This is a genomic window from Streptomyces sp. NPDC037401 (genome assembly GCF_055602345.1).
In genome coordinates this window covers 86,580-97,689 of the sequence record NZ_JBVJWO010000031.1, presented here as the reverse complement: position 1 = coordinate 97,689, position 11,110 = coordinate 86,580, and the positions used below count along the sequence as shown (strand labels likewise).

Below are 11,110 nucleotides of genomic sequence, written 5' to 3'. Positions count from 1 at the left end.
CCCCCCCCCCCCCCCCCCCCCCCCCCCCCCCCCCCCCCCCCCCCCCCCCCCCCCCCCCCCCCCCCCCCCCCCCCCCCCCCCCCCCCCCCCCACCCTCTCTAGGCAGCGTTCCGGGCGCGCGTCACGACGCGTCGCGGACCGTACCGGTCAGCGACGGACCGGGCTGGAGCTGCCAGTTCCTGTCGTACATGCTCAGGCGGCCCGTGAGGGACTCCACGGGCTCGCGCAGCCGGTCGGTGGCGGTGGGTACGGTCAGGTCGGCGCTCAGCTTGCCGGGCGGGATGCTGACGTACAGGTTCGGCTCGTCCGTCACCTGGGAGATGGGCCGGGCCGGGGTGTGGCGGGGGCCGAAGTGCTCGTCCAGCCAGCGGGCGTCGACGTCCAGGGTGGACAGCTCCGCGCCCTGGGTGACCGGACGGAAGACGAACTCGCCCATGATCTCCGCGTCGGCGGCCTCGGACAGACCGATCCGCCAGGTGAGCGTCTTGCCCTCGACGACGTCGGCCGCGACCGGCGTCACCGTGATCTTGGGCATCGGGTCGTCGTCCTTCACGGTCACACCGCCCTGGGCCGAGCCCACTGCCGCGCCGCGCACGGCCTTCACGTAGATCACCCTGGCCGAGTCGTATCCGTAGCGGGTGTTGCCCTGGACGGGCACCGTCACGTCGATGTCACTGCTGCCGGCCCGCACGGTCACCACACGGGACGCGACCTGCTCGCCGCCGGGCTCCGGGACGAACAGCCGGACCTGTCCGCTGCCCTGGCCGGAGACGTTGACCGGCACGCGGTACGTCCGGGTGCCCGAGTCGCCTTCCTTGACGGTCAGCTGGCCGACGTCGACGCGGGGCAGTGCCGCAGGGCGGACGGCCGGGGTGCCGGGGCGCCAGCCCCAGGCGTCCATCAGCCACGCCCGTCCGGAGAGGCTGCGCGGGGTCAGTTCGAGGGCCTTGATCTTCTTGAGGTCGAGCCCGGCGCGGACCGCGGCGGTCAGCGGAACGCGGACCTCGCGCGCCCAGTAGGAGGCGGTGCGGTCGGACCCGGGCAGACCCTCGGGTCGTACCAGGCCGAGCTTCGCACGGCGCCCCGCGGCGTCGGTGACCGAGACGTCGAGCCGGGTGCCGGTGGTGTTGGGCGGGACGATCAGGCGCAGGGCGAGGGCGTCGGAGCCGGCGAGGGAGAACGGCTGCGCGGGGCTCAGCACGATGGGGTGGCCGGGCCGGTTCCACCTGAGCGCGACGGCGTCGCGGCCGGGCTCCGGGGAGGCCGCCCAGTAGGCGAAGTGCGGCGAGGATCCGCGCCCGTCGCCCGGCAGGCAGGCGACGGCCGGGTCGGGGTGGACCTGGGGGCACACCCGGCCGCCGGACACGGCGAGCCCGGCTCCCGGCAGGACGGCCGGGGTACGGTTCCCGCCGACGGCGTGGGTGAGCACCTGCGCGGGGCCCGCGGAGGGCGCGCGGCGGCCGGTGCCGTCGAGCAGCGGGCGCACCTTGTCGTCACCGGCGACGAACAGGCGGGCCGCCGCGGCGATGTAGGTGGCGCCGGCGGCCTGCTGCTGGGTGGCGGTCAGGCGGGTCTTCTTGCCCGGGTGGCACACCGGGTCCGGCTGCTCACCCGAGTAGAAGTCGTCGTCGGCCGGCGCCTTCGCCTGCCCCGGAGTCCACTCGCTGTTGAAGAAGTTGTGGTTCGCGCCGACCATGTACACCGCGCTCTGGAGCGCGGCGCCGCGGCCGATGCCCCGGGTGCCGTCGACGTAGATCTCGCCCTGGAGGTCGGACACGTCGCCGTCGCAGCCCGGCAGGATCGTCATGGAGGGAACGTCGGGGGCCGGGTTCTGGCCGAAGATGGTGGGGCCGATGAGCACGTTGCCGCGGATCTTCCAGCGCACCGGGCCGCGGTGGCCGTCCTGGGCGGCCGGCGGCGGGAGGAGGCTGTCGAGGGCGGCGCGGTTGACGCCCTCGCCGCCGCGGGAGTGGCCGACGAGCATCACGCGGGAGAGGTCGGCGGCTGCGGTGGCCCGCACGGCCGCGGGAGCGGCGGGGCGGTTCGCGGCCCAGTCGGCCCAGCGGGACAGGTGCAGCCGCACCAGGGAGGAGCGGGCCTGGGCGCCTCCGTCGTCCGCCTGCCAGTCCTGGCCGTTGATGCCGTTGGCGGAGATGGACAGGGTGACGTAGCCCTGGGAGGCCAGGAGCTTCTGCGTGCGCAGGTAGCCCTGGTGGCTGGGGATCGGCTTCATGCCGGCCTTGCAGGGCCAGTCGCCGGTCGCCTCGCCGCGGGTGTTGTAGCAGGTTCCGTGCCGGCCGTGCAGGAACAGGGCCACCGGGCGCTTGCCCGGGGCGCCGGCCGGGCCGACGACGGTGGCGCGCATCTCCACGGGCTCGGGGAAGCCGGGAAGCCGCACCGCCTTGAGGTCGTACTCGCCGGTGACGGCGCGGTAGCGGCCCGGCTTCCCGGGATCGACCTCGTTCACGGGCAGCGGGGCCTCGGGCTGCGCGGGGCGCTGCAGGAGCCCGCCGTTCGGGGCGGCGGCGGGTGCGGCCGCGTCCAGGCGGCGGCCCCCGGCCACCGCCCGGAGCTCGGTCGCGGAACCGATCCGCACGCCGTCGAGCTTCAGCCGGAAGGCACGTCCGTCCCGGTCGGCGACCGGCACGCCGAGCAGCCGGTCCCCGGCGTGGAACTCGACCCGCGCGTCGCCCATGGGCAGCGGGCGCGGCGCGGTCCAGACGAGCTGCCGGCCGGCCCCCGTGCCGGTGAACCGCCAGCCGTCCGGGAGTCCTTCGGAGCTGCCCGCCGGCCCGTTCGTCACGGGGCCGGCGGCAGGCTGGGCGTACGCGGGTACCGGCGACACCGCTGCCAGCGCGAGCACCGCCATGGCGGCGGTCACCACGCGTGTGACACGTATCAAGGTGGTCATCCTCATCGTCGATCATCGGTCTTGTTGCACCCCGGGGATTCCCGGGGTCTTCCCCGACCGGGAGGACGACAGCCGGTGCGGACGGGTTGCCTCCCCGACCGGACGGATTGCGGATCACGCACGCGGCCATTGCCGGAAAGATCCTGAGGGACGATCAGGCCGTACGGGCCCTGGGGGCCTGCGGGGCGGTCGGTGGGGCGGCCTGCGCCTCGCCGAGGATGCCCGCGAGCTCGCCGGGCCGCCCGGCGAGGCGGACGACCAGGTCGTGGAGGATGTCCGGGGTGTGGTTGCTGACGATCCGCCCGCTCCAGGTGTCGCAGAGGGCGGGCACGGTCAGCGCGGCGGCGTAGTGGAGGCCGGTGGCCTCGTAAGCGCTGCGCAGCGCGGCGAATCCGGCGGGGGTCGCCTCCGGCGCACCGAGGACGGTGACGGCGACGGTGTCCTCGAGTCCCAGCAGGGCATGGGCTTCGAGGAGTTGCTGCGAGCGCGGACAGCCGGTCGAGAGGTAGAGGCGGTAGCGGTGGGCCACCGGGTAGAAGCCGGTGCCTATGCGGCCCCGCAGGGGGGCCGGCGGGACGGCTGCGGGCACAAGGGTCTGCGGCATGACTCTCCTGGGCGTGGCGTGGCGGAGCCCTCGGGCGTCGCTGGGGACGCGAGCCCGGATGGGGGTGCGAGGGCGGGGAGACCGAGCCTGGGGTCAGCGGGCGCTGCCGAACGCACTGCACACGCGCAGGAGGTCGATGTGCAGGCGCCGGGTCAGCCACCAGCGGCGGCACGGGGTCGGCGACGCCGCACTCCCACCTGCCGCCCTGGCCAACGCCATCGCCATCGCCATCGGTCCCGTCCCGTCACTTCACGACCGTCCCAGGCAGTCTCGTGGCGGTGCGGACGGCCGTCAAGAAGGCGGCGGCGGGCGTCCGTTGGGTGAGACGACGCTGCTCACGGCCGCCGCGGCGCCCGCCGGACCCGGCCGGATTCCGCGCTCGGAATCCCTTGCGATCCCTCGGAATCCCTCGGAATCCCTCGGAACCTCTCGGAACCTCTCGGAATCCTTTCCCCCGCATGTGTTTTGTGTACGCCGGATGAAATCTCCGCAGCACTGCACGCGCACCGATATCCGGCCCGTTGACAGCCCTTCCGGCCGGTGTCCGACCTGCGCCGCAGAAAACGACGTCGGCGGCCCCTTCCGTCTCGTTCGGCGCCTGCTTTCCGCCTCCCCGGATCACCGAAGCCGCCGGAGTGTCCTTGTCCGGACCGCTCGTCGCCACCCCGCCGTCGCCACCGCCCGGTGCCCCCGGCCCGGCTGCCGCAGGCCGTCCGCGACCGCGGGGACCGCGAAGGGCCGGCTGGTCGCGATGGCCGGGGAGCGGCTGCGCCCGCCCGGCTGGACCGAGATCAGCGCCGTGTGCACCCGTCCGGGCCACCGGGGCCGGGGGCTGGCCACCCGGCTGGTACGGGCCGTCGCCGCGGGCATCCGGGAGCGCGGCGACGTGCTTTTCCTGCACACCGCCGCCTGGAACACCGGCGCGATCCGGCTCTACGAGTCCTTCGGGTTCAGCGTGCGCCGGCGGCCGTCCTTCACGGCGGCCGGGCGCCGGGAACACCGGGCAATATTACTGCCAAATTCCCTTAATGCTGCGGTCATTGTACGGCTCCGGAACCCGGCGTAGCGTTCCGGGGAAGGGCGCGAATTCGCGGGGTCCGGGCGGGCCCGGATTCTCTCCCCCCTTTTCCGTACGGCCGATCAGGAAGGCGTATTCCGACGTGTCCGCTTCCTCTCCTTCCCCACGGCTGCACCTCGCCGTCGCACTCGACGGCGCGGGCCGGCACCCGGCCGCCTGGCGCGAACCCGGCGCCCGGCCGGCGGAGCTGTTCACCGCGCGGTACTGGGCCGACGCCGTCGCGGAGGCGGAGGCCGGCCTGCTCGACTTCGTCACCCTCGAGGACGGCCTGGTCCTCCAGTCGTCCGCGGCCGAGGGGCCCGACGGGCGTACGGACCGGGTGCGCGGGCGGCTGGACGCGGTGCTCACCGCCGCCCGCGTCGCCCCGCTCACCCGGCACATCGGGCTGGTCCCGGCCGTGACCGCCACCCACACCGAGCCGTTCCACATCTCCAAGGCCGTCGCCACGCTCGACTACGTCAGCCGCGGCCGCGCCGGACTGCGGATCCAGGTGTCCGGACGGCCGGACGAGGCACGGAACTTCGGCCGTCGCACCGCGCCCTTCGAGGACGGGGAGTTGTACGAGGAGGCCGCCGACCACGTCGAGGTGATCCGGCGGCTGTGGGACAGCTGGGAGGACGATGCGGAGATCCGCGATGTGACCACCGGCCGGTTCGTCGACCGCGACAAGCTGCACCACATCGACTTCGCGGGCCGCCACTTCCGGGTCCGGGGCCCGTCGATCACGCCGCGCCCGCCCCAGGGGCAGCCGGTCGTCAGCGCCGCCGTCGGGGCGCAGGGCCCCGCGCACGGGCTGATCACCCGGTCCGCCGACGTCGGGTACCTCGCCCCGCGCGACGCGGAGGGCGCCCGTGCCCTCGCCGCCGCGGTGCGCGCCGCGCGAGCGGAGCGGGCGTCCGGCGGGCACGCGCCGGACGCCCTGCACCTCTTCGGGGACCTCGTGGTGTTCCTGGACGACGACGCCCCGGCCGCCGCCGCGCGCCGCGACCGCCTCGACTCACTCGATGCGACCGACGCACTCGATGCGACCGACGGGCGGCACGCGGAGGTCTTCGCCGGGACACCCGTGCAACTGGCCGACCTGCTCCAGGAGTGGCAGGCGGCCGGCCTGTCCGGCTTCCGGCTGCATCCGGGCGTACTGGCCCGGGACCTGCCCGCCGTCACGCGGAAGCTGGTGCCGGAGCTCCAGCGACGGGGCGTCTTCCGCCGGGCGTACGAGGCCGGCACCCTGCGCGGGCTGCTCGGCCTGTCACGTCCCGCGAGCCGGTACGGCTCACGGACCGCCGCCTGACCGGGCCTGAACCCCGCCCGGACGCCACCGCGGCCCGCGCACGGCCCGCGCACGGCCCGCCACGGCTCTCCCGCCCGCCGCCCGTCCCCGCCCCCGTCCCGGATCCGGAAGGACCACGATGAGCACCGAGCCGCTCAAGCAGATCCATCTCGCGGCCCACTTCCCCGGCGTCAACAACACCACGGTGTGGAGCGACCCGGCCGCCGGCAGCCACATCGACTTCGATTCGTTCGTCCACTTCGCGCGGACCGCGGAGCGCGCCAAGTTCGACTTCCTCTTCCTCGCCGAGGGACTGCGCCTGCGCGAACAGGGCGGACAGATCTACGACTTGGACGTGGTGGGCCGCCCCGACACCTTCACCGTGCTGGCCGCCCTGGCCGCCGTCACCGACCGGCTGGGCCTGACCGGCACCATCAACTCGACGTTCAACGAACCGTACGAAGTGGCCCGCCAGTTCGCGAGCCTGGACCACCTGTCCGACGGACGCGCCGCCTGGAACGTCGTCACTTCCTGGGACGCCTTCACCGGCGAGAACTTCCGCCGGGGCGGGTTCCTGCCGCGCGAGGAACGTTACTCGCGCGCACGGGAGTTCCTGGACACCGCCACCGGGCTCTTCGACTCCTGGGACGGCACGGAGATCGCCGCGGACGCCGCCTCGGGCGTCTTCCTGCACGACCCCGCGGCGGGCGCCTTCGCCCACCGGGGCAGGCACTTCGACATCGAGGGCCGCTTCAACGTGCCGCGCAGTCCGCAGGGCCGCCCGGTGATCTTCCAGGCGGGCGACTCCGAGGAGGGCCGGGAGTTCGCCGCCGCCTCGGCCGACGCGATCTTCAGCCGGTACGGCACCCTGGAGGCGGGCCGGGAGTTCTACGCCGACGTCAAGGGCCGGCTGGCCCGCCACGGCCGCCGCAGGGACCAGCTGCTGATCCTGCCCGCGGCGACGTTCGTGCTGGGCGACACCGACGCCGAGGCGCGCGAACTTGCCCACGAGGTCCGCCGCAGCCAGGTCAGCGGGCAGACCGCGATCAAGTACCTCGAGCACGTCTGGAACCGGGACCTGTCGGGCTACGACCCGGACGGCCCGCTGCCCGACGTCGACCCCGCGCCGGGTGAGAACACCGTCGCCCTGGGACGGGCGAGCGTACGGCAGTTCCGCGACCCGCTCGCCACCGCCCGGCAATGGCGCGAGCTGGCCCGGGCCAAGAACCTGTCGATCCGCGAGCTCGTCGTCGAGACCACCGGCGAGCCGACGTTCACCGGCTCCGCCGCCACGGTCGCCGCGTCCATCGACGGCCTGGTGCAGGCCGACGCCGCGGACGGCTTCATCCTCGTCCCGCACATCACTCCGGGCGGCCTCGACGTCTTCGCCGACACCGTCGTCCCCCTGCTGCAGGAGCGGGGCGTCTTCCGCAGCGAGTACGCCGGCACCACCCTGCGCGACCACCTCGGGCTCGACGTACCCGCGGCGGCACCGGCCCGGCGGGCCGCCGCCTCGTAAGGGGAGATCGCCGCCCCCGCCCGCCCGCTCCCCGATCTCCAAGGAGACCTGGCCATGTCCGGCATCCCGCTCGGGGTCCTCGACCTCGTCCCGATCTCGTCCGGCTCCACCGCCGCCGACGCACTCCACCACAGCATCGACCTCGCGCGGGAGACGGAACGGCTCGGCTACGCCCGCTACTGGTTCGCCGAGCACCACCTGAACCCCGGGGTCGCCGGGACCTCCCCGGCGGTCGTCCTGGCCCTGACGGCCTCGGCGACCAGCACGATCCGCATCGGCTCCGGCGCCGTCCAGCTCGGGCACCGCACCGCGCTGTCCACGGTGGAGGAGTTCGGCCTGATCGACGCGCTGCATCCGGGACGGCTGGACCTCGGGCTCGGGCGGTCGGCGGGCCGACCGCTGCAGCCGGGCGCGGACGCGCCGCCGCCCTTCGAGGGGTACGCGCCCAACGGGCTCCGCATCCCGCGGCGCTTCTCCTTCGAGCACCTGCTCGGCCACCCGCGGGTCGCGCTCCAGCAGCGGCTGCTGAACCTGCCGGGTGCCCGGCCGCCGGACTACGGCGAGCAGGTCGACGACGTCCTCGCGCTGCTGCGGGGCGAGTACCGCTCCCCGGAGGGCGTCGAGGCGCACGCGGTCCCCGGCGAGGGGGCCGACGTACAGGTGTGGATCCTCGGCAGCAGCGGCGGACGGAGCGCCGAGACGGCCGGGCGCAACGGGCTGCGGTTCGCGGCGAACTACCACGTCAGCCCGGCGTCCGTGCTGGAGGCCGCCGAGGGCTACCGGGCCGCTTTCAAGCCGTCCGCCGAGCTGGACCGGCCGTACCTGACCGTCTCCGCCGACGTGGTGGTGGCCGAGGACGACGCGAGCGCCCGCGAACTGGCCGCCGGGTACGGGCCGTGGGTGCGCAGCATCCGCAGCGGCGAGGGGGCCGTGCCGTTCCCCAGCCCTGCCGAGGCGCGTGCGCTGCCGTGGACCGACGCGGACCGGGAGCTGGTCGCCGACCGCGTGGAATCCCAGTTCGCCGGCTCCGCGCGGACGGTGGCGGACCACCTGGAGCGGCTCCGGGAGGCCACCGGGGCCGACGAGCTGCTGATCACCACCATCACGCACGACCACGCGGACCGGGTCCGCTCGTACCGGCTGCTGGCCGAGGAGTGGGCGCGCCGCTGAGACGGCCGGGAGACCGGGGCCCCTGGGGTCCGGGGGGACGACGGGGCGCCGGGACAGCGGGGCGCGGGGACGGCAGGGCCAGAAGGGTCGGCAGGGTCAGCGGGCTCCGGCGGAGGGGGACGGGCGGCGGCGGAGGCTGCCGCGGACGAAGGCCGCCTGGCCGACGTGCTGGAGGTCGTCGGCCAGGATGCTGACCAGGCGGACCCCCAGGGTGACCGGCGGGTCCCAGGCCGGGTCGACCACCCGTTCCAGGTCGGCCGCGGTCAGGCTGCGCAGGAAGGCCGTGGTCTGTTCGTGGACGGCGTCCAGGTACTCCAGCAGCAGGTCCCCGGAGGTGACCCGGACCCGGCCGGCCTCCCGGGCGGTGTGGCCGTAGCCGGTCGATCCCGCGGGGAGCGGCAGGGCGAAGCGGTCGTCCCAGCCCTGGGCGTGCCAGACCTGTTCGCGGCCCGCCGGGCCGGCGACCTGGGCGTCCTGGACCCGGGCCAGGTGCCAGACCAGCCAGGCGACCGAATTGGCCTCCGGGTCGGTGCGGGCGTTGAGCTCGTCCGCCGACAGTCCCCGCACCGCCTCGTGCGCCTCCTCCCGGACGCGCCCGAACCCGTCGGCCAGTACCTCCACAGCCTTCATCCGCGATCCTCCGCTCGGTCCGACACCGCGGTTCCCCATCCAAGCCCGGCTGCGGCCCGGTGCCCGGCGCCGACACGCGGGGCCGGGGCGGGCGTGACCGGCCGGGGCGGGCGTGACCGGCCAGGGCGGGCGTGACCGGCCGGGGCGGGTCCGGCGGTTCAGAGCAGGCCGTGGTCGCGTGCGTAGATCGCGGCCTGCGTCCGGTCGCGCAGGCCGAGCCTGCCGAGGATCCGCGAGATGTGGTTCTTCACCGTGCCCTCGCTCAGGAAGAGGCGCGCGGCGATCTCGCGGTTCGTGGCGCCGCGCGCGACCAGCTTCAGCACCTCCGCCTCCCGGGCGCTCAGCGTGCCGCCGCTCTGGCCTGCGGGACGGTCGAGTGCGGCGACCAGCCGGGCCGCGGCGGCCGGGTCGAGCTGGGTGACCCCGGCGTGGGACAGCCTTACGGCGTCGGCCAGTTCGGCGGAGGGCAGGTCCTTGAGCAGGTACCCGCTCGCGCCCGCGCGCAGTGCCCGGACGACGTACTCCTCGTCGTCGAAGGTCGTGAGCATCACGACGCGGCAGTCGGGGGACCGCCTGCGCACCTCGGCGACGGCCTCGACGCCGTCCATGCCGGGCATCCGTACGTCCATCAGGACGACGTCCGGCGCGAGGGCGAGGGTCTGGGCCACGGCGTCGCGGCCGTCGGCCGCGGTGCCCACGACCTCGATGCCGGCCTGGATGCCCAGGAGGGAGGCGATGCCCTCGCGGATGAGCTGCTGGTCGTCGACGACCAGGACCCGTACGGGCGGCGGGCCGCCGGTCACGTGCCGCTCCGCGGTCCGGGAAGGGTGACGGTCAGGCGGGTGCCCGCGCCGCGCCCGGTGTCGACGTCCACCAGGCCGCCGGCGGACTCGACCCGCTCCCGCATGCCGCGCAGCCCGAAGCCCTCGCCGCCGGGGGTGAACCCGCGCCCGTCGTCGGCCACGGTGAGCCGGGCCCGGGCCGGGTCCAGCTCGACGGCGACTTCGATACGGGTGGCCCCGGCGTGCCGGCGGGCATTGGTGATGCCCTCCTGCGCGGCGCGGTACAGCGCGGTCAGGACGGCCTCGCCGTGACCGCTCTCCTCCCCCGTAACGTGCAATGTCACATCACCGTGTCCCGTCACGAGCCCGTCGAGGGCGGGTCGCAGCCGGAACGGCTCGTCCCGCAGCGCCCGTACGGACGTCCTGACGTCGGCCAGCGCCTGCCGGGCCGAGCGCCTGGCGTCCTCCACCGCGCGCCGCGCCGCTTCCGGGTCCCGCTCCCGGAAGGCCTCGGCCTTCTCCAACTGCACCACGATCGCGGTGAGATGGTGGCCGAGGCCGTCGTGGATGTCCCGGGCCACGCGGTTGCGCTCGGCGGCCGCCGACAGCCGCGCCACCTGCCCGTGCGACTCCTCCAGCCGTACCCGCACCCGCCGTTCCCCGACGGCCACGGCCGCCACCGACAGCGTCAGCACCAGCCCGACCGCGAACATGAGCAGGTCGGAGAGCCGCTCGAGATCGGCGTACCAGCGCGGGGTGGTGAGCGCGGCGAGCCCCGCGCAGCAGACGGCGAGGACGAGGGCGGCCGTCCGCCCGAAGGCGAAGTAAGCCGTGAACGGCACGAGGACGAACAGCACCCGCGACAGGCCGGATCCGTCGGTGGCGGCAACGGCCGCGAACAGCGCGAGGCGCAGGCACATCAGTGCGGCCGCGGGCCGCAGCGGGGTCCGCCCGGGAAAGCGGCGGTACTCGGCCGCGTCGAGCGCGAAGAGCAGGGCGATGGCGAGGACGAAGAGCGGCAGGTGCCCCTCCCCGAGCCCCGAGGCGGCGGCGTACCAGCCGGCGACCAGCACCGCTCCGTAGAGGAGCGGTGCTGTCCAGGGGGCCGGGCGGGAGGAGTACACCCGCATCACGGTAGTGGGCATG

Annotated in this window: 8 protein-coding genes and 1 pseudogene; 4 read left to right on the top strand and 5 right to left on the bottom strand. The window is 75.0% G+C overall.

Translation table 11 applies throughout. The annotated features are described in order from the left end of the window. Nucleotides 1–121: 121 nt before the first annotated feature. Together ACZ7H1_RS28395 and ACZ7H1_RS28390 are read right to left on the bottom strand one after the other, a co-directional pair. Nucleotides 122–2,911 (bottom strand): alpha/beta hydrolase, encoded by a 2,790-nt coding sequence (locus ACZ7H1_RS28395; protein ID WP_470790634.1) that lies wholly within the window; start codon nucleotides 2,909–2,911, stop codon nucleotides 122–124. A 154-nt stretch (nucleotides 2,912–3,065) separates the two neighbouring features. After that, entirely contained in the window at nucleotides 3,066–3,515 is a 450-nt protein-coding gene (locus ACZ7H1_RS28390; RefSeq protein WP_470790633.1) for a hypothetical protein, read from the bottom strand. A gap of 733 nt (nucleotides 3,516–4,248) precedes the next feature. On the opposite strand from ACZ7H1_RS28390, the pseudogene ACZ7H1_RS28385 reads away from it, so the two are divergent. The 4 genes and pseudogenes from ACZ7H1_RS28385 to ACZ7H1_RS28370 all read left to right on the top strand — a co-directional run. Next, nucleotides 4,249–4,544: pseudogene (locus tag ACZ7H1_RS28385) on the top strand (GNAT family N-acetyltransferase); the annotation flags it as partial. A 131-nt stretch (nucleotides 4,545–4,675) separates the two neighbouring features. Further along, complete coding sequence (locus ACZ7H1_RS28380) at nucleotides 4,676–5,884, top strand: LLM class flavin-dependent oxidoreductase (RefSeq protein ID WP_470790632.1); 1,209 nt, start codon at nucleotides 4,676–4,678, stop codon at nucleotides 5,882–5,884. A gap of 118 nt (nucleotides 5,885–6,002) precedes the next feature. Beyond that, nucleotides 6,003–7,382, top strand: a complete 1,380-nt coding sequence (locus tag ACZ7H1_RS28375) for an NtaA/DmoA family FMN-dependent monooxygenase (protein WP_470790631.1) — start codon at nucleotides 6,003–6,005, stop codon at nucleotides 7,380–7,382. A 54-nt stretch (nucleotides 7,383–7,436) separates the two neighbouring features. Further along, nucleotides 7,437–8,552, top strand: coding sequence for an LLM class flavin-dependent oxidoreductase (locus ACZ7H1_RS28370; protein ID WP_470790630.1), 1,116 nt, complete (start codon nucleotides 7,437–7,439; stop codon nucleotides 8,550–8,552). 96 nt (nucleotides 8,553–8,648) lie between these two features. Here ACZ7H1_RS28370 and ACZ7H1_RS28365 read toward each other — a convergent pair whose 3' ends face one another. The 3 genes from ACZ7H1_RS28365 to ACZ7H1_RS28355 all read right to left on the bottom strand — a co-directional run bounded on the left by ACZ7H1_RS28365 (nucleotide 8,649) and on the right by ACZ7H1_RS28355 (nucleotide 11,109). Further along, entirely contained in the window at nucleotides 8,649–9,182 is a 534-nt protein-coding gene (locus tag ACZ7H1_RS28365) for a mycothiol transferase (protein WP_470790629.1), read from the bottom strand. Between the two features lie 158 nt (nucleotides 9,183–9,340). Next, nucleotides 9,341–9,985, bottom strand: a complete 645-nt coding sequence (locus ACZ7H1_RS28360) for a response regulator (RefSeq protein WP_470790628.1) — start codon at nucleotides 9,983–9,985, stop codon at nucleotides 9,341–9,343. Continuing rightward, nucleotides 9,982–11,109, bottom strand: coding sequence for a sensor histidine kinase (locus ACZ7H1_RS28355; RefSeq protein WP_470790627.1), 1,128 nt, complete (start codon nucleotides 11,107–11,109; stop codon nucleotides 9,982–9,984). Before ACZ7H1_RS28355 ends, ACZ7H1_RS28360 begins: the two co-directional genes overlap by 4 nt. Nucleotide 11,110: the final 1 nt, after the last annotated feature.

What these genes read in the sequence shown, in the direction of transcription:
- ACZ7H1_RS28395 (WP_470790634.1), bottom strand. Translation starts at nt 2,911, where the DNA reads ATGACCACCTTGATACGTGTCACACGCGTGGTGACCGCCGCCATGGCG.
- ACZ7H1_RS28390 (WP_470790633.1), bottom strand. Translation starts at nt 3,515, where the DNA reads ATGCCGCAGACCCTTGTGCCCGCAGCCGTCCCGCCGGCCCCCCTGCGG.
- ACZ7H1_RS28375 (WP_470790631.1), top strand. Translation starts at nt 6,003, where the DNA reads ATGAGCACCGAGCCGCTCAAGCAGATCCATCTCGCGGCCCACTTCCCC.
- ACZ7H1_RS28370 (WP_470790630.1), top strand. Translation starts at nt 7,437, where the DNA reads ATGTCCGGCATCCCGCTCGGGGTCCTCGACCTCGTCCCGATCTCGTCC.
- ACZ7H1_RS28365 (WP_470790629.1), bottom strand. Translation starts at nt 9,182, where the DNA reads ATGAAGGCTGTGGAGGTACTGGCCGACGGGTTCGGGCGCGTCCGGGAG.
- ACZ7H1_RS28355 (WP_470790627.1), bottom strand. Translation starts at nt 11,109, where the DNA reads ATGCCCACTACCGTGATGCGGGTGTACTCCTCCCGCCCGGCCCCCTGG.